The following is a 24,883-nucleotide window of genomic DNA, read 5'->3' as shown; positions in this document are numbered from 1 at the left end:
GCGCGGGGAACTGCGCAGTCTTGTACGCGGGGGTCTGGGGGCGGCAGCCCCCAGGGACGGGACGGGTAGGGGCGGAGGGGGCGAAAAAGCTCTAGCCGACGTGGACGCGCGGACGCCGGGAGCGGTTCGGTTCCGCCTCGCGGAGGACCTCTCGGGTGACGGGGGCGACCTCGCCCTGGCCGAAGAGGAAGAAGCGGAAGAAGTTGGTGAAGGGGTTGCCCTCGGTCCACTCGAAGTAGATGTGGGGGGTGCAGCCGGTGGCGTCGCGGACGTGGAGGAGGAGGGCGGCGAGGGCGTTGGGGATGGAGGAGGACTCCAGGGTCAGGACGCGGTAGCGGCCGTGCAGGACCTCGCCGCGTACGTTCAGGCCGGCCTCGAACTCCGAGGGGTCGAGGACGGTGACCTCGAGGAAGACGAAGTCCTCCTGGGGCGGAAGGTCGTTGTCCGCCCGGATCTGCTCGACCTTCTCCCGGTACTCGGTGATGTCGCGGTTGTCGGGCTCGTTGGCGATGAACCGGATCCGGCGGCTGGCGATGTCCCGTACGAAACGTTCCGCCAGGTCGTCCAGCGTCACGCTGGTGACGCGCAGCTCGAAGGCGCGGGCCAGCCGGGACAGCAACGACACGAGGATGATGCCGGCGATGAAGCAGGCGCCGATCTTGACACCGTCGGGGCGTTCGATGACGTTCACGACGGTGACGTAGAGGAGGACCGCCGAGACGATGGCGAAGGCGATCGTCCAGTTGCGCTGCTGGGCCTTGCGCGCGGCGATGGTCACCGCGATCGCCGCGGAGGACATCAGGACCAGGACACCCGTGGCGTAGGCGCCGCCCTGCGCGTCGACGTCCGCGTCGAAGATCCAGGTGACCAGGAAGGCGACCAGGGTGAAGACGATCACCATGGGGCGGACGGCGCGCGCCCAGTGCGGGGCCATGCCGTAGCGCGGCAGATAGCGGGGCATCAGGTTGAGCAGCCCGGCCATGGCGGAGGCTCCCGCGAACCACAGGATGGCGATCGTCGAGACGTCGTAGACCGTGCCGAAGGCGTTGCCGAGGTACTCGTGCGCCAGGTAGGCCAGCGCACGGCCGTTGGCCTGGCCGCCGGACTCGAACTCCTTCTCCGGGATGAGCACAGTGGTGATGAAGCTGGTGGCGATCAGGAACACGCTCATGATCAGGGCGGCCGTGGTCAGCAGCTTCTTCGTGCCCCGGATACGGCCCTTGGGGTTCTCCTCGGTGTCGCCGGGGTCGCCCTCGACGTGCGGCATGACCGCCACACCGGTCTCGAAGCCGGACAGACCGAGGGCCAGCTTCGGGAAGACCAGCAGGGACACCCCGATCATCGCGAAGATGTTTCCGTGTTCGGCGGTCAGGGCGCTGGACCAGTCGGTGACCACATGCCCTGCGGACATCACGTGCCACAGCCCGTTGATCACGACCACGGTGTTGAGCCCCAGATAGATCGCCACCAGGACCACGGCCACCCCGATCGCCTCCAGGAAGCCCTTGAGGAAGACCGCGCCCAGCAGCGCGACCAGGATCAACGTGATCAGCATCTGCTTGTCGTGGAGGGTGGCGGTCAGATGGGGGTTCTCGACGAGGTGGGTGGAGGCGTCCGCCGCCGAAAGGGTGATGGTGATCAGGAAGTCAGTGGCGGCGAAGCCGAGCAGGGTGAGGACGAACAGCTTGCCCTGCCAGAAGGACAGCAGCCTCTCCAGCATCGCGATGGAACCCTCGCCGTGCGGGCTCTCCTCGGCCACCCTCCGGTAGACGGGCAGTGCGCCCGCCAGGGTGACTATGACGAGCACGACGGTGGCCACGGGGGACAGCAGACCGGCCGCCAGGGCGGCGATGCCCGGCTGATAGCCGAGGGTGGAGAAGTAGTCGACGCCGGTCAGGCACATCACCCGCCACCAGCGCTGTCCCTTGTGCGCGGGCTCCGGCTCGACGGCCTGCTCCCCCTGCTGGTGCTTGGCCATGTCGGACAGGCCTTCCAGCATCCACCCGCGCAGGCGGCTCGTGCGGGCGTCGTGGTCGGTGGCGGCCATCGGCGTGCTCCTGACGTACGGCTCTTCGAAGGGTTCCGGCCATCGAGGACACGGCAGGACCAGCGTATGCAGAGAGTGATCCCCGGGCCCACGGATAGCTGGGCCGAACGCGTCAAGACTGCGTTAAGACCGGCCGGTCGCGCACCTTCACGGGTCACGCTTCCCGGGCCGTGAAACCGCCGTGAAACCGTGCTGATCCGTCCTCCCCGCACCATGCGGAGCAGCGCACAGCCAGGTGTACCGACCGAACAGGTGTACCGACCGAACACGAAGCGGAGTACCGACATGCCCGAGCCCACCGCCGCCCCGCTCGAACTGACCCACGCCCAGGTGGACGACGCCTCGCACGGCCACGCGCCGCTGATGCGGGTGACTCTGCCGCAGACCGGGACCCCGGTGTGGCTGGCCGCGCGCTACGACGTGGTCAAGGCGGCACTCGGCGACAGCCGGTTCGTACGGGATCCGACGAAGATTGCGGGGATGGAGGGCGGCGGGGTCGGCGCGGAGCTGCTCGACGGCGCGGGGCTGCCGCCGGAGTACCGGCAGTACCTGGAGATCCTGGTGATGGTCGACGGGCCGGAGCACACCCGGCTGCGGACCCATGTGATGAGGGCCTTCGCGCCGCGCCGGATAGCCGCGCTGCGGCCGCGGATCGAGCGTATCGCCGGGGACCTGACAGAGGAACTCGCCGCGAAGGGAAGCGAGTTCGACCTGCTGAGCGCCTTCGCATACCCGCTGATGACGAACGTGATCTGCGAAATCATCGGGGTCGAGGAGGCGGACCGGCCGACGGTGGGCGGCTGGATCCGTGACTACGAGTCGGGCGAGCCGGACCGCTTCCTCCCCGGGATCGACCAGCTCGCCGCGTACATCGACGGCCTCCTCGACCGCCGTGCCGCCGAGCCGGCCGAGGACCTGGCCTCCTATCTGCTGCGCTCCAGCGCGGAGGCGGAGGAGGGGCAGAGGCTCAGTCGGCAGGAGATGATCGCGCTGGTCTTCCTGCTGATCAACACGGGGATCGCGCCGCCGGCGTTCTTCCTCACCGACGCGGTGCTCGCCCTCCTCGACCACCCGCAGGAGGTGGCACGGCTGCGCGCCGAGCCCGAACTGCTGCCGCGCGCCGTGCAGGAGCTGCTGCGGTATGTGTCCGCGGTCCGCGTCGGCGCCACCCTGTACGCCACCGAGGATGTGGAACTCGGTGGGGTCCTGGTCCGTCGCGGCGAGGGTGTGACGAGCGGGCTGCTCGCCGCCAACCGCGATCCCGGCACGTTCGGAGACCCCGGGCGACTCGACCTCAATCGCGAGGCGGCGCGCGGCGGCGGGCACATCGCGTACGGGCACGGCGCGCACCGCTGCATCGGCGCCGCGCTCGCCAACCTGCAGACCGAGGTGATCCTGGAACAGCTGTTGCTGCGGCGCGAAGGCCTCACCCTCGCAGTCGAGCGAGGCGACCTCCAGCGCGTCGGGTTCGCGGGCGACGGCACCTACCCGATCGGGCTGCCGGTCCGGTTCTGAGAACCGGACCGGCCGGCGGGAACGCGGACCTGGCCCAGCGCCGGCCGCCCTTGCGGTCGGGTCGGACAGGACCGTCGTACCGCCGGTGACACCGCTGCGGTCGCCGCCCGACTCCCGGATGACGGGCGCGGATTCCCCGGTGACCGCGGACTCGTCGACCGCCGCCACGCCGTCGATGACGTCGCCGTCGGCGGGGATCAGTTCGCCCGCCTCGACCAGGACGACGTCGAGCGGCTTGAGTTCGGTGGCGGCCACCGCCTCGGTCTCGGCGTGCCCCGCGTCGGTGCCGTAGCTCCAGTGGCGCAGGCGCAGCGCGACCGTGTCCGTACGCGCCTTGCGCAGGGATTCCGCCTGCGCCTTGCCGCGGCCCTCGGCGACGGCCTCGGCAAGGTTGGCGAAGACCACTGTCAGCCACAGCCAGGCGCTGATCACCCAGGTGAAGACGGCCGGGTGGAGGACCGCGGAGAGGGTGGTGAGGACGGCTCCGACGGAGACGACGAACAGCACCGGATTCTTGACGAGGACCCGCGGGTGCAGCTTGCGCAGTGCCTCGGGGAAGGACTGGACGAGCTGGGCGGGTTCGAAGAGACCGCTCGGGGCGCGCCGTCGGGCGCTTTGCTGGACGACCCGTTCAGGTCGGGTCGGCGGTGCCTGCGGGGGAGCGGCGGGATGCATGGGGACCTTCGGGCGTCGGTGAGGAACCGGGCCCACGCGCCCAGCGGCGCGCCGACGCCCGGTCGAGCTGACAACAGGACTGGTGGCCGCCGGGCTCTGCGGTGCCGGGGCCCCGGCACCGCAGAGCTGCGCACGGACGTCGGCGGCGAGACGACGAGAACGCCGCCGCGTGCTCGGCCGCCACGAGGCTCCATGGATGTTTCCGGAGGAAAGCCGTCATGCCACTGACGTCCGCGGCCTCGCCGGCGGCCAAGAAGAATTTAGCCGGGGCGAATGCCCGAACTGCCCAGTGGAGCGAGGTATTTGCGGCTCTCTTACGCGCCATCGGGCAGCGGTGTCAAAGCCCCGTCAAGGTGACCTGAGAAGACGTCAGGGGCGCGTCAAGGCGCGGCATGCGTGGCCGAAACCGGTCGCAGACTGAGCGGCACGGGGGACACGGGCGACCGTCCGTGGCGTGACGTTGGAGGGCTCGTGACCATCACGGCCGGCACCAAGGGCAGTCCTGTGGCGGGGGTCACGACAGTTCCACAGCCACCGCACGGACAGTTCGCCCCGCCCGGGGGCGGGCCTGGCCCGCGGCCGAGAGGGGGTCCGCGGCCGGGCGGCCCCGGGCGGCGCCTCCGTCGCCGGACCGTGGTCGCGCGGGCCGCTCTGCGCCGCCGCTTCTGGGCCACCGTGCCCGCGCGGCTGCGACTTCTGCGCGCGACCGCGGTCCTGCTCACCGCCGCCCTCGCCCTGCTGCTCGCGCTCGCCGGTCTCGCCGCCAGCGGCACCTGGGACGCCGTCGCCGGACGCGACGCGCCGCGCACCACCAGCGCCGCCGACCTCAACCTCGCCCTCAACGACATGGACGCACAGGCCGCCAACCTCCTGCTGTCCAGCGGCAACGCGGGCAAAGGGCGCCTGGAGACGCCGTACGACAAGGCGTTCGGCTTCTACGGCGACGCCCGCCGCGAGATCGGCCACGACCTGCGCACGCTCGCCGTCGCCGCCCAGGGCGACCGGGCCGACGAGCGGACGGTGGAGTCCCTCACCGACAACTTCGCCGAGTACCAGGAGCGGATAGGGCGCGCCCTGGAGAACGACGCCCGCGCGGGTGGCAAGGCGGCCGCGCTCAACGACTACCGCACCGCGACCGATCTGCTGCAGGGTCAACTCCTGCCGGAGGCCCGTACGTTGGTCGACTCCAATAATCAGGCCTTCAACGCCGAGTACGCGCAGGCCCGTTCGACCCTCGCCGCCCAGCTCGCCGCCGTCGTGGCGCTCGGTCTGCTGCTGCTCGCCGCGCTCGGCGTCCTGCAGTGGTATCTGGCCCACCGCTTCCACCGGATCCTCAACCCCGGCGTGCTGGCCGCCACGGTCTGCGCCCTGCTCGCCGTACTCCTCGGCGGCCAGGTGCTCGCCGCCTCCGCCGAGCACCTGCGCGGCGCGCGGCGCGACGCCTTCGACTCGGTCGTCGCCCTCTCCCGTGCCCGCGCGATCGCGTACGACGCGAACGCCGACGAGAGCCGCTGGCTCCTCGACCCCGAGCGCCGCGACCAGTACGGGCCGTCCTTCCTCGCCAAGTCTCAGGAGCTGTACGGGCTTTCGGGCGTGACCCTGTCCAACTACGACGCTGATCTCGACCGAACCTGGCAGATGTACGAGACCGACCACAACGACCTCGAATTCACCGGCGAGTTCCGGCGCGAGCTCGCCAATGTCACCTTCCCCGGCGAGCGGGCCGCCGCCGAGAAGACGGTCGAGACGTACGCCGTCTACCAGCGCGACGACCGCAAGATCCGTGCCCTGGTCGCCCAGGGCAAGGAGCGCGAGGCCGTCGAGTTCTGCATGGGCTGGCAGCCGGGCACGTCCAACGCGCACTTCGGGGAGTGGATGGCCGCGCTGGACAAGGTGACCGACATCAACAGGCAGCACTTCGCGGCCTCCGTGGACGCGGGCCGCTCCGAGGCGACCGGGCTGCCGCCCTGGACGTGCGGGCTGCTGCTCGCGGCCGGCGTGCTGACCATGCTGGGACTGCGGCCACGGTTCGCGGAGTTCCGCTGAGGTGGGGTTTCTTCGCCCCCTCCGCCCCTGCCCGTCCCGTACCTGCCTTTCGGCTGCGGGTGGGTGGGGGCTTGTCGCGCAGTTCCCCGCGCCCCTAAAGGGTCGCGGGGAACTGCGCAGGTGGGGCGGAGGGGGCGAAAACCCGCCGGCGGGCTCACGCGTCCGTCAGGCGGGCCTCCTCCAGGTCCAGAGACCGCTGCAGCCGTCTGCGGGTCGTATCGCTGATGCGGTGCTCGTCGTACAGGTGCTGGAGTTCGGCGGCCTCGATCGCGATGAGGTCGCGGCGCAGCTGGCGGTAGACGAGGTCGGCGGACTCGGTCGCGACGCCGTTGCCGTGCGCCACCGCGAGGCGGTCGCTCGCGTCGTCGAGGCGGGCCGTCAGGCCGCGGCGGAGCCGGTCGAGGACGACGTCGGGGACGGCCTCCAACTCCGAGATCTCGTCCAGGCGGCTCAGGCCCGCGTTCGCCAGGCTGCAGCGGGCCTCCGCCTCCTCGCGCTCCGTGTGGTCGGGTTCCAGGGCGATGCCGGAGCGCCGGACCACCGAGGCGAGGCTGAAGCCCTGGACGACCAGCGTGACCACCACGACCGAGGTGGTCAGGACGAGGACCAGCGGGCGTTCCGCCAGCGGGGAGTGGGGGTCCGTCGCCACGGGGATCGACAGGGCGGCGGCCAGCGGGACCACGCCCCGGGTGCCCGCCCAGGTCAGCACCACCGGCACCCGCCAGTTCATGCGGGTGATGCCGCCCTTGCGCTGCACCACCGCCGACAGCGGCGCCAGCCACAGCAGTCGTACGGCGATGAGCGTGGCGGCGACGGCGAGCGCGTACAGGGGCCAGGCCCGGTCGCCGTCGGAGAGCGCCTGCACCTGGGCGGGAAGGGCGAGCCCTATGAGGCTGAAGACGACACTCTCCAGCAGGAAGACGACCGTGCCGTAGACGGCGTGCAGTTGGAGGCGGATGCGGGCGTTGGTGAGGCGGTCGCCGCGGCCGCCGAGGACGACTCCGGCGACGACGACGGACGTGACGCCCGAGGTGTGCGCGGCCTCGGCCAGGACGTACGCGGCGTACGGGGTGACCAGGGCTATCACGGTTTCCAGGACCGGGTCCTCGGTGCGTCGCCGGATCAGCGCGACCACCCCGGTGACCGCGGCGCCGATGACCGTGCCGCCGCCCGCAAGCAGCAGGAACTCCCCGCCCGCCGACCCCCAGCTCGCGGCGGCCGACGCCACCGCCACGCTCACCGCGACCCGGAAGAGTACGAGGGATGTCGCATCGTTGAAGAGGCTCTCGGCCTGGACGAGGACCTGCACCTTGGGCGGCAGCGCGAGCCGTCTGCCCAGCGCGGTGACCGCCACCGGGTCGGTGCTGGCGAGCACCGCGCCCAGCACGAACGCCATCTGCCACGACAGGGGCGTGACCAGGGACGCCACCCAGGCCACCGCCGCCGCCGAGGCCAGTACCAGGCCGAACGACAGCACCCCGACCGGCTTCCACACCGCGCGCAGCTCGCGCCAGGACAGTTCCTCGGCACTCGCGTACAGCAGCGGCGGCAGCACGACGAGCCCGATGATCTCGGGGCTGATCTCGATCTCCGGGGTGCCCGGCAGCAGCGCCACCGCGAGGCCCGCGACCACGAGGAGGGAGGGGGCTGGGATACGCCAGCGGCGCGCGAACGTCGCCACGAGGGTGGCGAGTACGACAAGAGCCAGGACTGTTCCTACGCTGCGCATGCCGTCCCCTTGGCCATCAAAGGGAGGCCTTGTGGCTCCCTGCCGACCAGACTTCCCGGCACACCTCCTTCACCCTATCGGGCCAGGGCCCGTCAAGGCAGTGTCAACTTCCACGTGAGCGGCGCCAGGGACGCGTCAAGATCCCTCCACGGTGGGGAGCCGAGGGCTTTTCTGGCAGGGATGAATGACGTACGGCCCGGACGGCTGAAGGTCTATCTCGGGGCGGCTCCCGGAGTGGGCAAGACGTACCGCATGCTCGACGAGGGGCGCCGCAGGGCAGCGCGCGGCGCCGATGTGGTGGTGGGCTTCGCGGAGTGCCACGGGCGCCCGCACACCGAGGCCATGCTCGACGGTCTGCAGACCGTCGAGCCCCTTCAATGCGCCTACCGAGGAGGCGAGTTCAAGGAAATGGACCTCGCCGCCGTCCTTGCGCGCCGCCCACAGGTCGCGATCGTCGACGAGATCGCCCACAGCAACGTCCCCGGCGACGGCCGCAACCCCAAGCGCTGGCAGGACATCGAGGAACTCCTCGCCGCCGGCATCGACGTCGTCACGGCGCTCAACATCCAGCACCTGGAGTCCCTCAACGACGTCGTCGAGAAGATCACGCGCGTCCCCCAGCGCGAGACGGTGCCCGATGAGGTCGTACGACGGGCGCAGCAGATCGAGCTGGTGGACATCCCGCCCGAGGGACTGCGCCGCCGCATGGCCCACGGCAACATCTACGCCCCCGAGAAGATCGACGCGGCCCTCGCCAACTACTTCCGGCCCGGCAATCTGACCGCCCTGCGCCAGCTCGCCCTGCTGTGGGTGGCCGACCGCGTTGACGAGGCGCTTCAGTCGTACCGCTCCGAGCACGGCATCGGCGGCGTGTGGGAGACCCGGGAGCGGGTGGTGGTCGCGCTGACCGGCGGGCCCGAGGGGGACACCCTCATCCGGCGGGCCGCCCGCATCGCCGACAGGTCCGCCGGCGGTGACCTGCTCGCCGTGCACGTGACCCGGAGCGACGGTCTTGCCGCGGGCTCCTCGCACGCCTCGCTCGCCCGGCAGCGGCGGCTCATCGAGAACCTCGGCGGCAGCTACCACTCGGTCGTCGGTGACGACGTGGCCACCGCCCTGGTGGAGTTCGCGCGCGCTGAGAACGCCACCCAGCTCGTCCTCGGCACCAGCCGTCGTGGCCGTCTGGAACGCTTCGTCACCGGGCGCGGCACCGGGGAGACGGTGGTCGAGCTCTCCAAGGACATCGATATCCACATGGTCACGCACGAACGCGCCGGGCGGGGCACGATGCTGCCGTCCCGGCGTCGTACGCTGCCGACCGCGCGACTGGTCGCGGGACCCGTGGCCGGACTGGTCCTGCCGGTGCTGCTCACCCTCTTCCTGGCCCAGGTGCGGGGCACCGTCAACCTGACCAGCGATGCCCTGCTGTTCCTGCTCGCCGTGGTGGGCGTGGCCTGCATAGGCGGCGTGGCCTCGGCCGTGATCGCCTCCATCACGGCGTCGCTGCTGCTCAACTACTGGTTCATCCCGCCCATAGGCCAGTTCACCCTCAACGATCCGAACGCCATGCTGGCCCTGGTCGTCTTCGCGATCGTCGCCGCCACCGTCGCGGCCGTCGTGGATCGGTCGCTGCGGCTGTCTAGACGCTCCGCCCGCGCCACCGCGGAGGCGGAGACCATGTCGTCGCTGGCGGGCACCATCGTGCGCGGCGGCGCGACGATCCCGGCGCTGCTGGAACGTACCCGGGAGACGTTCGGGATGGACTCGGCGGAGCTGGTGGACGAGCCGCCCGATACGGGTGCGGCCTCGGTGCCCATCGGCTCCGGCTCCTGGCTCGTGCTGTACGGCCGTACGCTCCCGTCCTCGGAGCGGCGCGTCCTCGCGGCCTTCGCCGCGCATGTCGGCGCCGCCGTGGAGCGGGCCCGGCTCGCCGAGGCCGCCGCCGAGATAGAGCCGGTCAAGGCCGCCGACCGGATGCGTACCGCGCTGCTGCGGGCGGTCGGCCACGACCTGCGCACCCCGCTCGCCGCCGGCTGGGCCGCCGTCGCCTCGCTGCGCAGCCGCGACGTGGAGTTCTCCGCCGAGGACCGGGACGAACTCCTCGCCACCGCCGACGAGTCGATGGGCAAACTGAACCGGCTGGTGGAGAACCTCCTCGACCTCAGCCGCCTCCAGGCGGGCGCCCTCACTCTGAACCTGCGCGTCACCGCGCTGGAGGAGGTCCTCCCGGCGGCGCTCGCGGACACCCCCGAGGTCGAGGTGCTGGACCTGGAGGAGATCCCGGCCATACTGGCCGACCCCCCGCTTCTGGAACGCGTGATCGCCAATCTGGTGGGCAACGCGGCCCGCTACAGCCCGGCCGGGCGCAAGGTCCTCCTAGCCGCGAGCGCCCACGCGGGCCGCGTCGAGATCCGCGTCGTCGACCGGGGCCCCGGCCTCCCGCCCACCGACCGCAACCGGCTCTTCGAGCCCTTCCAGCGCCTGGGCGACACCGACAACACGACCGGCCTCGGCCTGGGACTGGCCCTCTCCCGGGGCCTGACCGAGGCGATGGACGGCACTCTCGTCCCGGAGGAGACCCCCGGCGGGGGCCTGACCATGGTGCTCTCCCTGCCCTTCGCCGAGCAGGCGGAGCACCCCAGTGGTACGCAGATCGTAGGGGGCGGAGTATGAGTGCAGGAGGCGACGGCGTCAGGACCGGCAATTCCCTGACCGGCAACCGCCGGACCGGCCATCCCGTGACGGGCAACCCGCTGACCCGATACCCGCTGCGGGACCGGATCGCGCTGGCGGCGGGCCTCGTGGGCCCGTTCCTGGTGGCGCTCGTGCTCGTGCCGTTCCGCACGGACCTGTCGCGCACGAACGCGGCACTGATCCTGGTCGTGGTGGTCGTGGTGGTCGTGGTGGTCGTCGCGGTCGCCGCGGTCGGCAGCCGCGCGGCGGGAGCGCTCGCGGCGCTGTCGGCGGCTGCCTGGTTCGATTTCTTCCTCACTCGCCCGTACCAGACGTTCAACATCTCCGACTCCGACGACATCGAGACGGCGGTGCTGCTCCTGGTCGTCGGGCTGATCGTGTCGCAGCTCGCGGCGCGCGCCCGGCGCCTCGAAGTCATCACGGTGACGGAAGCGGACTATCTCGCCCGTATCCACGAGACGGCCGACCTCGCCCAGTCCAGCACCTCGGCGGACGCCGTGGTCGAGCATGTGCGCCACCAGCTGACCGAGCTGCTCGGTCTGCGCGCCTGCCGCTTCGAGTACGGCACCCTCATGGGGCAGCCGCCGCGCCTGGGGCAGGACGGCACCGTGGCGGTCGGACGCAAACGCTGGGACATCGACAGCTGGGGCTGGCCGGAGGGCGAGATCGAACTGCGCACGTACGGCAACGGCCACTACATCGGCCGGTTCATGCTCACCCCCGGCCCGGGAGCCGTGCCGCCTCTCCAGGCCCGTCTCGTCGCGATCGCCCTCGCCGACCGGACGGGCGGGGCGCTCGACACGGCGGGGCCGGTGCGGGACGGCAACGGCTGACGGCCGGGGCAGGGAGAGCGGCGCCGCACGCCAACGGCTGACGGCCGGTTCCGTGTGACGGCCGGTCCCGTATGGGCGCCCGGCGCACGGCAGGGTGCTGCGGGCGGGCGACCGGGTCGTACTGGCGACGACTCGGCGCGGCCTGGACATCCTGATGACGGGGGTGCAGCCGGCATATTCGGCGGACCGGCGGGGATGAGCCCCGGGCCCTACCTGTGTCGCGTTCCCACCTGGCTCTGCGGTTCGCCGCGGCGGAACGAGCCGGGGGCCCGTGCCGCCGGGCGGTCGGCGTGGGCGGAGGAGGTCAGTTGCCAGGGGACGCTGGTGACCATCACGCCGGGGGTGAACAGGAGGCGGCTCTTGAGCCAGAGGGCCGACTGGTTGTGGAGCAGGTTCTCCCACCAGTGGCCGACGACGTACTCGGGGATGAAGACGGCGACGACGTCGCGCGGGCTCTCGCGGCGGATGGAGCGGACGTACTCGACGACCGGGCGGGTCACCTCGCGGTACGGGGAGTCGATGATCTTCAGCGGGACGTCGATGCCGTACTCCTCCCAGCGCTGCCGCAAGGCGGCGGCCTCCTCGCGGTCGACCGAGACCGTCAGGGCCTCCAGCCGGTCGGGGCGGAAGGCGCGCGCGTAGGCGAGGGCGCGCAGGGTCGGCTTGTGGATCGTCGACACGAGCACGATCCCGAACACCCGGCTGGGCGGTACGAGTTCACTGTGCGGGTCGGTCACCGCCAGCTCCGCCGCCGTGGCGTCGTAGTGCCGTCTGATCCCGCGCATCATCACCCACAGCACGATCGCCGCGAGGACCGCCAGCCATGCGCCCTGTGTGAACTTGGTGGCAAGGACGATCACCAGGACGAGGCCCGTGACGACCGCGCCGAACGCGTTGATCACGCGGGCCGTGTGGTGGCGACGGCGCGCGGCCGGGTCGGGTGTCGCGCGCAACTCACGGTTCCAGTGCCGCACCATGCCGAGCTGGGAGAGCGTGAAGGAGGTGAACACGCCCAGGATGTAGAGGTGGATGAGGCTGGTGACGTTCGCCCGGAAGCCCCACAGCAGCAGGCCCGCCACGACCGCCAGGGCCACAATGCCGTTGGAGAAGGCGAGCCGGTCGCCCCGGTTGTGCAGCTGGCGGGGCAGGTAACGGTGTTGGGCCAGGATCGACGACAGCAGCGGGAAGCCGTTGAACGCGGTGTTCGCGGCCAGGATCAGGACCAGCGCGGTCGCCGCCTGGATGAAGTAGAAGCCGACGCTGTGCTCGCCGCCGAAGACCGCCGCCGCGATCTGCGCGATGACGGTGCGCTGCGTGTACGAGGAGCAGTCGCCGTTCAGGCCGGTCAGTCGGCAGGAGTCGCCGGTGATGTGCACCTTGGTGATCAGCGCCAGCGCGGTGACGCCGACGAACATGACGATCGCGATGATGCCCATTGACGCCATCGTCGAGGCCGCGTTCCTCGACTTGGGCTTGCGGAACGCCGGTACGCCGTTGGAGATCGCCTCTACACCGGTCAGCGCCGTACAGCCGGACGAGAAAGCGCGCAGCACCAGCATGACGAGGGCCAGGCCCGTGAGATGCGCGTCCGAAGGGGCCGGCGTGACACCGTACTTGGCGCTCTCGGCGACCGGCGCGTCCCCGAGGAAGTACCGGATCAGACCGGTGATCACCATGATCAGGACGCCGCCGATGAAGAGGTAAGTGGGTGCGGCGAAGGCCCGCCCCGACTCGCGTACGCCTCGCAGGTTCATCGCCGTCAGGATCGCGACGAAGCCGATCGCCATGAGGACGCGATGGTCGGCGAGTTCGGGGAGGGCCGAGATGATGTTGTCGACCCCTGAGGCGACCGAGACGGCGACCGTCATGACGTAGTCGACGAGCAGTGAGGCGGCGACGACCAGTCCGGCGGACGCGCCGAGGTTCGTGGACACCACCTCGTACGAGCCGCCGCCGCTGGGATACGCGTGCACCACCTGGCGGTACGACAGCACCACGACCGTCATCAGTGCCACGACCGCAGCCGCGATCCAGGGCGTGAAATGCAGATACGCCAGTCCGCCGAGCGTGAGGACCAGCAGGATCTCCTGCGTCGCGTACGCCACCGACGACAGCGGGTCCGAGGCGAAGATCGGCAGGGCGAGCCGTTTGGGCAGCAGCGTCTCGTGCAGTTCTTCGCTGCGCATCGCCCGGCCGATCACCAGCCGCTTGAGGATCCCCGTCACGTTGAACACGGGCGGAGAGTAAGCCGGGGAAAGGAGACGGAGGGGGAGGGTAGGAGGCCCGCAGGGCGTTAAGGGACCGTTAGGGTTTCGCCAAACTCGTACATATGGAGCAAAAGGGCGTCCATGCGCGGAGCGAAAGGTGGCCGCCCAACCCGAAGGATCAGTCCAGCCCCGACATCTTGAACACCGTCTGCGCCGTCTCGCGGTCGATCCGTTCCGAGACGCGGCGCAGCGCGGTCGCCCCGCACGTCAGTGAGCCGCGGAGGGCGGAGACACGCGCGTCCTCGTCCAGGCGGTGCCACAGCGGGGGGTTGGAGACCAGGACGCGCGGATCGATCTCGACGCGCGCACCGAACGTGTCCCGTAGGACGAGTCGCTGCCCGACACCGTCCAGACAGCGCACCGACACCAGGTGGTCGGTCCGCACCCGCCGGGCGCGCAGCAGCCCGCGCGCGGTCAGCCAGCCCTCACCGGCGGCGACCCTGGTGGGATACAGCACCAGGAACAGCAGCACCGCGAGCGTGCCCCACAGCAGGGCGCGCAGGTCCGTGAGGGTGCCGGCGCCCCAGTCGATCAGCAGCAGAAGGGCGAGGAGTACGGCCGCGCAGCGGACCGAGCTGCGCAGGTCCGAGGCCCAGTGGCGATCGTGCGCCACTTCCGCGGGTGACCCGGAGTGTGCCTCGACCGCGTTGGGCGCATCGTTGCGGCGTTCCATAAGACCGACGGTAGAGACTCGGAAGGGCGGGAGCAGCATGCCTTGACGCGTCTCTGATGGGCTTCGGCGTCAAGGATTCGACAAGGACCGGGGGTTGCGCGCGAAGAAGGCGCAAGGGGCGCTCGTACGTGGCCGGAGCGGGCCGAATCTGGGCTGAGCCGCGCACCGCCTCCCCGCGTGCGCGGCTCCTTTCGTGCAGTGAGTGAGTGAAGGAGCACGTGCCCCATGTCCGTCCTGACCGCCCAGTCCGGCGCCGCCCCCGCCGACGAGGAACCCCCGGATACCGGCGAGCGCCACCGGCTCACCGCCCTCACGGGCCTGGCCGCCCTCTCCCTGGACGCGATGGCGTCGGTGGCGTACGGCCCCGAGGCCATCGTCCTCGTGCTGGCCGCAGCCGGGGCGCACGGGCTCGGTTTCACGCTGCCGGTCACGCTCGCCATCGCCGGTCTGCTCGCGGTGCTCGTCGCCTCGTACCGGCAGGTGATCGCCGCGTTTCCGGACGGGGGTGGCTCGTACGCCGTCGCCAGGACCCACCTCGGCGCCCGTACGAGCCTGGTGGCCGCGGCCTCGCTCGTCCTCGACTACGTGCTCAACGTCGCCGTCGCCGTCACGGCCGGTGTGGCCGCTCTGACCTCGGCGTTCCCGTCGCTCTACGACGACCGGCTGTGGATATGTCTCGCCGTGCTCGCGCTGATCACGGGCGTGAACCTGCGGGGGATCGTGGAGTCGGCGCGCGCCTTCATCGTGCCGACCGCCGTCTTCGTCGTGTCGATCCTCGTCCTCATCGCCGTCGGTCTCTTCCGGTCCGCGCCCGTCAGCACCGCGGCGGCCGCCGGGCACGCCTCCGTGCTCGCCGACAACGCCACCACCGTCGGCGCCCTGCTTCTGCTGAAAGCTTTCGCCTCCGGGTGCAGCGCGCTCACCGGCGTCGAGGCTCTCGCCAACGCCGTGCCGTCCTTCCGCGTCCCGCGCGTGCGCCGGGCACAGCGCGCGGAGGTCGCCCTCGGCGCCGTACTCGGTGTGATGCTCATCGGCCTGTCGGTGCTGATTTCGCGCTTCCACCTTCAGCCCGTGGAGGGCGTCACCGTCCTCGCGCAGCTCGCGGACGCCTCGCTCGGCCACAACTGGGCCTTCTACGTCATCCAGTTCGCGACGATGATCCTGCTGGCGCTGTCCGCCAATACGTCCTTCGGCGGCCTCCCCGTCCTGCTGAAGCTGCTGGCCCGCGACAACTACCTCCCGCACGTCTTCGCTCTGAAGGCCGACCGCCAGGTCCACCGGCACGGCGTGCTCATGCTGGCGGCCATCTCCGCCGCGCTGCTCGTCTTCTCCGGCGGAGACACCAACACCCTTGTGCCGCTCTTCGCCATCGGCGTCTTCATCGGTTTCACGATCGCGCAGGTCGGCATGGTCCGGCACTGGCGGGAGGAACGGGTCCGGGGCTGGCAGGGCAAGGCGCTGCTCAACGGCTTCGGCGCTTTGCTCACCGGCGTCTCCACCGTCGTCGTGACCGCCACCAAGTTCGAGGACGGTGCCTGGCTGATAGTGATCGCGCTGCCGCTGCTGGTCGCGGCCTTCGAGACGGTGCACCGGGCGTACGCGCGGATCGGGGAGCGGCTCGGCCTCGGGCGGATTCCCGAGCGGCCCCACCGCGACCGCTCCGTGGTCGTCGTGCCGGTGTCGAACCTGTCCCGGCTCACCTGCGAGGCGCTGAACGCCGCCTCGTCGCTCGGCGACGAGGTGCGCGCCGTCACCGTGTGCCATCCGGACGCCGAGGACCGCGCCCAGGTCGCGGCCCTGGAGCGGGCCTGGGAGGAGTGGAACCCCGGGGTCCCACTCGTTCGGCTCGCCTCCGAGCGCCGGTCGCTGGGGCGCCCCATTGCGTCGTACGTGACCCGTGTCGCCGTCCACGAGCCCGCCACCCGCGTCACAGTCCTCATCCCAGAGGTCGAGCCCGACCGCCTCTGGCAGCGTCTGCTGCAGAACCAGCGGGGCGCGGTCGTCGCCCATGCCGTGCGGAAAGACACGGACGCGGTGATCTGCCGGCTGCGCTTCCGGCTGTCCTGAGCCTGTTCCGAGCCGGGGTTCCGCAGCGACCCGTAAGGGATCCGTCAAAGGCGTACTGCGCCCCGTAAGGGAGCCGTCAACGACGGACGAATTCGGCCAGCGAGGCGCTTTCCTCTAACAGTCCGTTCAACCCGAACCTTATCTAGGAGCTCACGATGGCCGACGTGGCCTTCGTCGTCACCACGATCGCGGTGTTCGCGCTGGTGGCCCTCGTCGCCAAGGGGGTGACGAAGCTGTGACCGCCGAGAACATCGTCGGCCTTGTCGTGGCCGTCGCCCTGCTGGGCTATCTCATCCTTGCCCTCGTTTTCCCGGAGAGGTTCTGAGCACAGGCATGAGCCCCGTCCTCGCCGGCGTACTCCAGCTGCTCGCGCTCATAGCGGCACTGGCACTCGCCTACCGTCCCCTCGGCGACTACATGGCCAAGGTCTACTCCTCCGACAAGCACCTGCGTGTCGAGAAGTGGATCTACAAGGGCATCGGCGCCAACCCGGACACGGAGATGCGCTGGCCCGCCTACTTGCGCGGTGTCCTCGCCTTCTCCGCCGTCAGCGTCCTCTTCCTCTACCTGCTCCAGCGCATCCAGGGCCACCTGCCCGGCTCGCTCGGCTTCTCCGCCATCGACCCGGACCAGGCGTTCAACACCGCCGCGTCCTTCGTGACGAACACCAACTGGCAGTCGTACTACGGCGAGCAGGCCATGGGCCACGTCGTGCAGACCGGCGGCCTCGCGGTGCAGAACTTCGTCTCCGCCGCGGTCGGTATCGCCGTCGCGGTGGCCCTCGTACGCGGCTTCTCCCTCCCCCACTCTCGGCTTCGCTCGAGCGGGGGGACCCCCATCCGCACCGGTGAGCTCGGCAACTTCTGGGCCGACCTGGTGCGCGGCACGATCCGCATCCTGCTCCCGCTCTCCGTCGTCGCCGCGATCATCCTGGTCGCCTGCGGCGCGATCCAGAACTTCGCCGGCATCCACTCGGTCGGCCAGTTCATGGGCGGCTCGCAGCAGTGGAACGGCGGCGCGGTCGCCTCGCAGGAGGCCATCAAGGAGGTCGGCACCAACGGCGGCGGTTACTTCAACGCCAACAGCGCCCACCCCTTCGAGAACCCCACCCCGTTCTCGAACCTCTTCGAGATCTTCCTGCTCCTGGTCATCCCGTTCTCCCTGACCCGCACCTTCGGCCGCATGGTCGGCTCGCTGCGCCAGGGCTACGCGATCCTCGCGACCATGGCCACCATCTGGGTCGGCTTCATCGCTCTGATGATGTGGACCGAGTTCAACCACCACGGCCCGGCGTTCGACATCGCCGGCGGTGCGCTGGAGGGCAAGGAGAGCCGCTTCGGCGTCGGCGCCTCCTCGATCTTCGCGGTGTCGACCACGCTGACCTCGACGGGTGCGGTGGACTCCTTCCACTCCTCGTTCACCGGACTCGGGGGCGGCATCACCATCCTGAGCATGCAGCTCGGCGAGATCGCGCCCGGTGGTACCGGCTCCGGCCTCTACGGCATGCTCATCATGGCGATCATCGCGGTGTTCATCGCGGGTCTGATGGTCGGGCGTACGCCCGAGTACCTGGGCAAGAAGATCGGCACCCGTGAGATCAAGTTCGCGGCCTGCTACATCCTCATCACTCCGGTGCTGGTGCTCATCTTCACCGCCGCGGCGATGGCCCTGCCGACCCCGGGCAACTCGATGACCAACAGCGGGGCACACGGATTCTCCGAGATCCTGTACGCCTACTCGTCCGGCGCCAACAACAACGGCTCGGCCTTCGCGGGTCTGAACGCGGACACGCAGTGGTTCAACAGCTCCATCGGTATCGCGATGCTGCTCGGCCGCTTCCTGCCGATGGTGTTCGTGCTGGCCCTGGCCGGTTCGCTGGCCGAGCAGAAGCCGGTCCCGGCGACCGCAGGCACCCTGCGCACCGAGAAGCCGCTGTTCACGGGTCTCCTCGTGGGCGCAATCCTGATCATCACCGGTCTGACCTACTTCCCGGCCCTGGCGCTGGGTCCGCTGGCCGAGGGGCTGGCGTCATGACCACTCGTATAGAGAAGCAAGAGGACTCGATGTCCACAGCCACCCCGACCCGGGCGCCGCACAGCGATGTGCCGACCGGACGCAAGGACGAAGGAAAGGTCGGCGCGGGTCTGTTCGACCCGAAGCAGCTGCTGAAGTCGCTGCCTGACGCCTGCCGCAAGCTAGACCCGCGGGTGATGGTCAAGTCCCCCGTGATGTTCGTGGTCCTCGTCGGCTCTGTGCTGACGACGATCTTCTCGTTCAAGGACCCGAGCGACTGGTTCGGCTGGGCGATCAGCGCCTGGCTGTGGCTGACCGTGATCTTCGCCAACCTGGCGGAGGCGGTGGCCGAGGGCCGTGGCAAAGCGCAGGCGGACACTCTGCGCAAGGCCAAGACGGACACGGTGGCCCGTCGTCTGAGCAAGGACGGCAAGACCGAGGAGCAGGTGCCCGGCACCGAGCTGCGCGTCGGCGACCTGGTCGTCTGCGAGGCGGGCGACATCATCCCCGGCGACGGTGACGTCGTCGAGGGTGTCGCGAGCGTCGACGAGTCGGCGATCACCGGTGAGTCGGCCCCCGTCATCCGTGAGTCCGGCGGCGACCGGTCCGCGGTCACCGGCGGTACGAAGGTCCTCTCCGACCGGATCGTCATCAAGATCACGACGAAGCCGGGCGAGACCTTCATCGACCGCATGATCGCCCTGGTCGAGGGCGCCGCGCGGCAGAAGACGCCCAACGAGATCGCGCTGAACATCCTTCTCGCGTCCCTCACGATCGTCTTCCTGCTCGCGGTGGCCACGCTGCCGCCCTTCGCGGACTACGCGGGCACGCACCTCACGATGGTCGTCCTGGTGGCCCTCCTGGTCTGCCTGATCCCGACCACCATCGGCGCGCTGCTCTCCGCGATCGGTATCGCGGGCATGGACCGCCTGGTCCAGCGCAACGTCCTGGCGATGTCGGGCCGCGCGGTCGAGGCCGCCGGTGACGTCTCCACGCTGCTGCTCGACAAGACCGGCACCATCACCCTCGGCAACCGCCAGGCCTCCGAGTTCGTGCCGGTGACCGGCACCACCGAGGCCGAGGTCGCCGACGCCGCCCAGCTCTCCTCGCTGGCGGACGAGACGCCCGAGGGCCGCTCCATCGTCGTTCTGGCGAAGGAGAAGTACGGGCTGCGTGAGCGGCACCAGGGCGAACTCGCGGGCGCCGAGTGGATCGCCTTCACCGCCCAGACCCGTATGTCGGGTGTGGACGTCGACGGGCGCAAGATCCGCAAAGGCGCGGCCGGTTCGGTCATCACCTGGGTGAAGGAGCAGGGCGGCGAGGTGTCCGAGGACGCCGACATCCTGGCCAACCGGATCTCCGAGGCGGGCGGCACGCCGCTGCTCGTGGCCATCGAGGACACTGAGGGCGCGCGGATCCTGGGCGTCATCCACCTCAAGGACGTCGTCAAGGACGGCATGCGGGAGCGGTTCGACGAGCTGCGCCGCATGGGCATCAAGACCGTCATGATCACGGGTGACAACCCGCTGACGGCCAAGGCGATCGCCGATGAGGCGGGCGTCGACGACTTCCTCGCGGAGGCGACTCCCGAGGACAAGATGGCGCTCATCAAGCGTGAGCAGGCGGGCGGCAAGCTCGTCGCGATGACCGGTGACGGTACGAACGACGCGCCCGCGCTCGCTCAGGCGGATGTCGGCGTGGCCATGAACACCGGTACCTCGGCCGCCAAGGAGGCCGGGAACATGGTGGACCTGGACTCCAACCCCACCAAGCTCATCGAGATCGTGGAGATCGGCAAGCAATTGCTGATCACCCGCGGTGCGCTCACGACCTTCTCGATCGCCAACGACGTCGCGAAGTACTTCGCGATCATCCCGGCGCTGTTCGCGGCGGTCTACCCGGGCCTGGACAAGCTCAACATCATGCACCTGTCCTCGCCCGACTCCGCGATCCTGTCCGCGGTCATCTTCAACGCGCTGATCATCATCGCGCTGGTGCCGCTCGCCCTGCGGGGTGTGCAGTACCGCCCGGTGAGCGCCGACAAGATGCTGCGGCGCAACCTCGGGATCTACGGTCTCGGCGGCCTGATCGCGCCCTTCATCGGCATCAAGATCATCGACCTGATCATCTCCCTCATCCCCGGGCTGTAACTTTTTGAAAGCGTGCTGATCGCCATGAACAACTCGGTTACGAACACTGCCCGGTTGCTCTGGGCCGGCCTGCGAGCGCTTCTCGTGCTCACCGTGGTGACGGGCGTCCTCTATCCGCTCGCCGTCACGGGGGTCGCCCAAGGGCTGTTCTCCGACAAGGCCAATGGCTCGGAGATCAAGGCGGATGGCAAGGTCGTCGGCTCCTCGCTGATCGGCCAGTCCTACAACCTGCCGCTGAAGAAGGGCCAGGAGACCCCGGAGCCCGACCTGAAGTGGTTCCAGGGCCGCCTGCAGAACGGCCTCGGCACCAACAGCGTCAACACCCAGTACAAGCTGATCCTGTCCGGCGCCACCAACCGTTCCGGTGACAACGCCGACCTGATCAAGTGGGTCAAGGACGCCAAGGCCGCCGTCATCAAGGACAACTCGGTGGGCGGCTACACGGTCAAGCCCTCCGACGTACCCGCCGACGCGGTCACGTCCTCCGGTTCCGGCCTGGACCCCGACATCTCCCCGGAGTACGCGGATATCCAGGTCCACCGCATCGCGGAGAAGAACGGCCTGTCCGTCGCCCAGGTGCAGAAGCTCGTCGACGAGCACACCGACGGCCGCACCCTCGGCTTCATCGGTGAGCCCACCGTCAACGTCCTCGAACTCAACATCGCGCTCAAGGGACTCGTGGCGAAGAGCTGATGGCCTTACGCGCAGTACGCGGGAGTTGGCGGCTCGGGAGGAATCCCGGAATCGTCAACTCCCGTAGCCATGACGCCGGTTGTTCGCCCACCGGCCCTCCGTACGACCCTCCGTACAACAGGAAAGGCGCACACCGATGACCCGGGTGCTGGTGGTTGAGGACGATCCGCAGCTCGTACGTGCGCTCGTGATCAACATGCAGGCCCGCAGGTACGGGGTGGACCCGGCGCCCGACGGCGCCACCGCGCTCCGGCTCGCCGCGGCGCGCCAGCCCGACGTGGTCGTACTGGACCTGGGCCTGCCGGACATGGACGGAGTGGACGTCATCAAGGCGCTGCGCGGCTGGACCCGCGTACCGATCCTGGTGCTGTCCGCGCGCCGGGCCTCCGACGAGAAGGTCGCCGCGCTCGACGCGGGCGCCGACGACTACATCACCAAGCCGTTCAGCATGGACGAGCTGCTGGCCCGGCTGCGGGCCGCCGTCCGCCGTACGGAGACGGTGGCGCCCGCCCCCGAGACCGTCATCGTCACCACGGACGGCTTCACCGTCGACCTGGCCGCGAAGAAGGCCACCCGCGGCGGGCACGACATCCGCCTCACCCCGACCGAGTGGCACCTGCTGGAGATCCTGGTCTGCAACCCGGGCCGGCTCATCACGCAGCGACAACTCCTCCAGGAGGTGTGGGGCGCCTCCTACGGAATCAAGACCAACTATCTGCGGGTCTACATGGCACAGCTCAGGCGCAAGCTGGAGGCGGACCCCTCCCACCCGCGTTATCTGATCACCGAGCCCGGCATGGGCTACCGCTTCGAGGCGTGAGGGCCTGAGAGACACATGGGACGCGGGAAACTCCGGATCTACCTCGGCGCGGCGCCGGGCGTCGGCAAGACGTACGCGATGCTCTCCGAGGCACACCGCCGCGTCGAGCGGGGCACCGACTGCGTGGTCGCCTTCGTGGAGCACCACAAGCGGCCGCGCACCGAGGTGATGCTGCACGGCCTTGAGCAGGTGCCGCGCAAGGAGCTGGAGTACCGCGGGTCCGTCTTCACCGAGATGGACGTGGACGCCGTACTGGCCCGGCGCCCCCAAGTGGCTCTCGTCGACGAGCTCGCCCACACCAACATCCCCGGCTCGCGCAACGACAAGCGCTGGCAGGACGTCGAGGAGCTGCTCGCCGCCGGAATCGACGTCATCTCGACCGTCAACATCCAGCACCTGGAGTCGCTGGGTGACATCGTGGAGTCGATCACCGGGGTTCGGCAGCGGGAGACCGTGCCGGACGAAGTCGTACGGCGGGCCGACCAGATCGAACTGGTCGACATGTCACCGCCCGCCCTGCGCCGCAGGATGGCGCACGGAAACATCTACAAGCCGGACAAGGTCGACGCGGCCCTCGCGAACTACTTCCGCCCGGGCAACCTGACCGCGCTGCGCGAGCTGGCGCTGCTCTGGGTCGCCGACCGGGTCGACGCCTATCTGACCGAGTACCGCAGTGAGCACCGGGTCTCGAAGATCTGGGGCTCGCGCGAGCGGATCGTCGTCGGACTGACCGGCGGTCCCGAGGGCCGCACCCTGATCCGCCGCGCCGCGCGGCTCGCGGAGAAGGGCGCGGGCGGCGAGGTGATGGCCGTCTACATCGCCCGCAGCGACGGGCTCACCGCAGCCTCGCCCAAGGAACTCGCCGTCCAGCGCACCCTCGTCGAGGACCTGGGCGGCACCTTCCACCACGTCATCGGCGACGACGTCTCCGCGGCCCTGCTGGAGTTCGCACGCGGGGTCAACGCCACCCAGATCGTGCTCGGGGTCTCCCGTCGCAAGGGATGGCAGTACGTCTTCGGGCCGGGCGTCGGCGCGACGGTGGCTCGCGAGTCGGGCCCGGACCTGGACGTCCACCTGATCACCCACGACGAGGTGGGAAAGGGGCGCGGCCTGGCCACCGTTCCGCGCTCCCAGCTCGGCCGCGCTCGGCTCATCTGGGGCTGGCTGGTCGGTATCGGCGGCCCGCCGCTGCTCACCCTGGTCCTGAGCGGCGCCCCCGACCTCGGTCTCGCCAACGACATGCTGCTGTTCCTGGCCATGACGGTGGCGACGGCCCTGCTCGGCGGCCTCTACCCGGCGCTGGCCTCGGCAGCCCTCGGCTCTCTGCTGCTGAACTACTACTACACACCGCCCATTCACCGGCTCACGATCGCCGACCCGAGGAACATCATCGCGCTGGCGATCTTCGTCGCCGTAGCCGTGTCGGTGGCGTCGGTGGTGGACCTGGCCGCCCGCCGTACGCATCAGGCGGCGCGCCTGCGTTCGGAGTCGGAGATCCTCTCCTTCCTGGCGGGCAGTGTGCTGCGCGGCGAGACCAGCCTGGAGGCCCTGCTGGAACGGGTCAGAGAGACCTTCGGGATGGAGTCGGTCGCGCTGCTGGAGCGGGAGAGCGACGTCGACCCGTGGACGTGCGCGGGCAGTGTAGGTCCGGCGCCGTGCGTGCGTCCCGAGGACGCCGACGTCGACATCCCGGTCGGCGACCACATGGCGCTCGCGCTCTCCGGCCGGGTGCTGCCTGCCTCCGACCGCCGGGTGCTCGCCGCCTTCGCCGCGCAGGCCGCGGTGGTTCTGGACCGGCAGCGCCTCCAGCACGAGGCCGAGCAGGCCCGCGACCTGGCCGAGGGCAACCGCATCCGTACGGCCCTGCTGGCCGCCGTCAGCCACGATCTGCGTACCCCACTGGCAGGCATCAAGGCATCGGTGTCGTCCCTCCGGTCGGACGACGTGGAGTGGTCCGAGGAGGACCGGGCGGAGTTGCTGGAGGCCATAGAGGAGGGTGCCGACCGCCTCGACCATCTCGTGGGCAACCTCCTGGACATGTCCCGCCTCCAGACCGGCACGGTCGCTCCGCTGGTCCGCGAGATCGACCTCGACGAGGTCGTCCCGATGGCGCTCGGCGGCGTACCCGAGGACAGCGTGGACCTCGACATCCCCGAGACCCTGCCGATGGTCGCCGTGGACCCCGGGCTGCTGGAACGTGCGGTCGCCAACCTGGTCGAGAACGCGGTCAAGTACAGCCCCCTCGATGCGCCGGTGCTCGTGTCCGCGAGCGCCATCGCCGACCGCGTGGAGGTGCGGGTGGTGGACCGGGGTCCGGGCGTCCCGGACGAGGCCAAGGACCGCATCTTCGCGCCCTTCCAGCGCTACGGGGACGCCCCGCGCGGCGCGGGCGTCGGCCTCGGCCTTGCGGTCGCACGCGGTTTCGCCGAGGCGATGGGCGGCACGCTCAATGCCGAGGACACCCCCGGCGGCGGACTCACCATGGTGCTCACGCTCCGGGCGGAGATCCCTCGGCCTGGCGAACCCGCTCCGGCGCGGGTGGGCACCATCCGGGGTGGTGCGGCCCCGTCCAGCCAGGCGGGAGCTTGAGGGGTTTCTTCGCCCCCGCCGCTCCTACCCTCCCCCACTCTCGGCTTCGCTCGAGCGGGGGGACCCCCATCG

15 protein-coding genes and 1 pseudogene are annotated in these 24,883 nt (G+C 70.2%); 11 read left to right on the top strand and 5 right to left on the bottom strand.

Annotated elements, in window-relative coordinates; all coding sequences use genetic code 11:
* Positions 1–91 precede the first annotated feature (91 nt).
* Complete coding sequence (locus ACZ4RZ_RS31520; RefSeq protein ID WP_467749718.1) at positions 92–2,047, bottom strand: APC family permease; 1,956 nt, start codon at positions 2,045–2,047, stop codon at positions 92–94.
* A gap of 285 nt (positions 2,048–2,332) precedes the next feature.
* On the opposite strand from ACZ4RZ_RS31520, the gene ACZ4RZ_RS31515 reads away from it, so the two are divergent.
* Positions 2,333–3,562 (top strand): cytochrome P450, encoded by a 1,230-nt coding sequence (locus ACZ4RZ_RS31515; protein ID WP_467749717.1) that lies wholly within the window; start codon positions 2,333–2,335, stop codon positions 3,560–3,562.
* A 27-nt stretch (positions 3,563–3,589) separates the two neighbouring features.
* Here ACZ4RZ_RS31515 and ACZ4RZ_RS31510 read toward each other — a convergent pair.
* Positions 3,590–4,237: pseudogene (locus tag ACZ4RZ_RS31510) on the bottom strand (P-type ATPase actuator domain-containing protein); the annotation flags it as partial.
* Between the two features lie 633 nt (positions 4,238–4,870).
* Between ACZ4RZ_RS31510 and ACZ4RZ_RS31505 the strand changes: the two are divergent.
* Positions 4,871–6,283 (top strand): hypothetical protein, encoded by a 1,413-nt coding sequence (locus ACZ4RZ_RS31505; RefSeq protein ID WP_467749716.1) that lies wholly within the window; start codon positions 4,871–4,873, stop codon positions 6,281–6,283.
* 154 nt (positions 6,284–6,437) lie between these two features.
* Here the strand turns inward: ACZ4RZ_RS31505 and ACZ4RZ_RS31500 are convergent, their stop codons facing one another.
* Positions 6,438–8,012 (bottom strand): Na+/H+ antiporter, encoded by a 1,575-nt coding sequence (locus ACZ4RZ_RS31500; RefSeq protein ID WP_467749714.1) that lies wholly within the window; start codon positions 8,010–8,012, stop codon positions 6,438–6,440.
* Between the two features lie 180 nt (positions 8,013–8,192).
* Here ACZ4RZ_RS31500 and ACZ4RZ_RS31495 point away from each other — a divergent pair, with 180 nt between their 5' ends.
* Positions 8,193–10,685, top strand: coding sequence for an ATP-binding protein (locus ACZ4RZ_RS31495; protein ID WP_467749713.1), 2,493 nt, complete (start codon positions 8,193–8,195; stop codon positions 10,683–10,685).
* Positions 10,682–11,539, top strand: coding sequence for a DUF4118 domain-containing protein (locus ACZ4RZ_RS31490; RefSeq protein ID WP_467749712.1), 858 nt, complete (start codon positions 10,682–10,684; stop codon positions 11,537–11,539). Before ACZ4RZ_RS31495 ends, ACZ4RZ_RS31490 begins: the two co-directional genes overlap by 4 nt.
* A 209-nt stretch (positions 11,540–11,748) precedes the next feature.
* Here ACZ4RZ_RS31490 and ACZ4RZ_RS31485 read toward each other — a convergent pair whose 3' ends face one another.
* The gene (locus ACZ4RZ_RS31485) at positions 11,749–13,725 is read right to left on the bottom strand and encodes an APC family permease (RefSeq protein ID WP_467749812.1); all 1,977 of its coding nucleotides are present in this window, start codon (positions 13,723–13,725) and stop codon (positions 11,749–11,751) included.
* 199 nt (positions 13,726–13,924) lie between these two features.
* On the bottom strand, positions 13,925–14,479 hold the full coding sequence (locus ACZ4RZ_RS31480; RefSeq protein WP_467749710.1) for a hypothetical protein: 555 nt from the start codon (positions 14,477–14,479) through the stop codon (positions 13,925–13,927).
* 225 nt (positions 14,480–14,704) lie between these two features.
* Between ACZ4RZ_RS31480 and ACZ4RZ_RS31475 the strand changes: the two genes are divergently transcribed.
* From ACZ4RZ_RS31475 to ACZ4RZ_RS31445, 7 genes are all read left to right on the top strand, one after another.
* The gene (locus tag ACZ4RZ_RS31475) at positions 14,705–16,546 is read left to right on the top strand and encodes an APC family permease (protein WP_467749708.1); all 1,842 of its coding nucleotides are present in this window, start codon (positions 14,705–14,707) and stop codon (positions 16,544–16,546) included.
* Positions 16,547–16,781: 235 nt separating this feature from the next.
* Positions 16,782–16,871 carry a K(+)-transporting ATPase subunit F gene (gene kdpF / locus ACZ4RZ_RS31470; RefSeq protein ID WP_043188605.1) on the top strand — a complete coding sequence of 30 codons (90 nt, stop codon included), beginning with the start codon at positions 16,782–16,784 and terminating at the stop codon, positions 16,869–16,871.
* Positions 16,872–16,879: 8 nt separating this feature from the next.
* Positions 16,880–18,580, top strand: a complete 1,701-nt coding sequence (gene kdpA, locus ACZ4RZ_RS31465; RefSeq protein ID WP_467749706.1) for a potassium-transporting ATPase subunit KdpA — start codon at positions 16,880–16,882, stop codon at positions 18,578–18,580.
* Complete coding sequence (gene kdpB / locus ACZ4RZ_RS31460) at positions 18,577–20,709, top strand: potassium-transporting ATPase subunit KdpB (RefSeq protein WP_467749704.1); 2,133 nt, start codon at positions 18,577–18,579, stop codon at positions 20,707–20,709. Before kdpA ends, kdpB begins: the two co-directional genes overlap by 4 nt.
* A 24-nt stretch (positions 20,710–20,733) precedes the next feature.
* Entirely contained in the window at positions 20,734–21,402 is a 669-nt protein-coding gene (locus ACZ4RZ_RS31455; protein WP_467749703.1) for a potassium-transporting ATPase subunit C, read from the top strand.
* A gap of 136 nt (positions 21,403–21,538) precedes the next feature.
* Positions 21,539–22,222 (top strand): response regulator, encoded by a 684-nt coding sequence (locus tag ACZ4RZ_RS31450; protein WP_467749702.1) that lies wholly within the window; start codon positions 21,539–21,541, stop codon positions 22,220–22,222.
* A gap of 15 nt (positions 22,223–22,237) precedes the next feature.
* Positions 22,238–24,811: a DUF4118 domain-containing protein gene (locus tag ACZ4RZ_RS31445; protein WP_467749700.1), complete on the top strand. Its 2,574-nt coding sequence runs from the start codon at positions 22,238–22,240 to the stop codon at positions 24,809–24,811.
* The last annotated feature ends 72 nt before the right edge of the window (positions 24,812–24,883 follow it).

The organism is Streptomyces sp. NPDC027189, assembly GCF_055566975.1.
The sequence above is the reverse complement of the archived record's forward strand: the minus strand, read 5'-3'. Positions and strand labels throughout refer to the sequence as shown.

Excerpts from the sequence above, each read along its gene's own strand:
- ACZ4RZ_RS31520 (WP_467749718.1), bottom strand. The coding sequence starts at position 2,047 with ATGGCCGCCACCGACCACGACGCCCGCACGAGCCGCCTGCGCGGGTGG.
- ACZ4RZ_RS31515 (WP_467749717.1), top strand. The coding sequence starts at position 2,333 with ATGCCCGAGCCCACCGCCGCCCCGCTCGAACTGACCCACGCCCAGGTG.
- ACZ4RZ_RS31500 (WP_467749714.1), bottom strand. The coding sequence starts at position 8,012 with ATGCGCAGCGTAGGAACAGTCCTGGCTCTTGTCGTACTCGCCACCCTC.
- ACZ4RZ_RS31495 (WP_467749713.1), top strand. The coding sequence starts at position 8,193 with ATGAATGACGTACGGCCCGGACGGCTGAAGGTCTATCTCGGGGCGGCT.
- ACZ4RZ_RS31490 (WP_467749712.1), top strand. The coding sequence starts at position 10,682 with ATGAGTGCAGGAGGCGACGGCGTCAGGACCGGCAATTCCCTGACCGGC.
- ACZ4RZ_RS31485 (WP_467749812.1), bottom strand. The coding sequence starts at position 13,725 with ATGCGCAGCGAAGAACTGCACGAGACGCTGCTGCCCAAACGGCTCGCC.
- ACZ4RZ_RS31480 (WP_467749710.1), bottom strand. The coding sequence starts at position 14,479 with ATGGAACGCCGCAACGATGCGCCCAACGCGGTCGAGGCACACTCCGGG.
- ACZ4RZ_RS31475 (WP_467749708.1), top strand. The coding sequence starts at position 14,705 with ATGTCCGTCCTGACCGCCCAGTCCGGCGCCGCCCCCGCCGACGAGGAA.
- kdpA (WP_467749706.1), top strand. The coding sequence starts at position 16,880 with ATGAGCCCCGTCCTCGCCGGCGTACTCCAGCTGCTCGCGCTCATAGCG.
- kdpB (WP_467749704.1), top strand. The coding sequence starts at position 18,577 with ATGACCACTCGTATAGAGAAGCAAGAGGACTCGATGTCCACAGCCACC.
- ACZ4RZ_RS31455 (WP_467749703.1), top strand. The coding sequence starts at position 20,734 with ATGAACAACTCGGTTACGAACACTGCCCGGTTGCTCTGGGCCGGCCTG.
- ACZ4RZ_RS31450 (WP_467749702.1), top strand. The coding sequence starts at position 21,539 with ATGACCCGGGTGCTGGTGGTTGAGGACGATCCGCAGCTCGTACGTGCG.
- ACZ4RZ_RS31445 (WP_467749700.1), top strand. The coding sequence starts at position 22,238 with ATGGGACGCGGGAAACTCCGGATCTACCTCGGCGCGGCGCCGGGCGTC.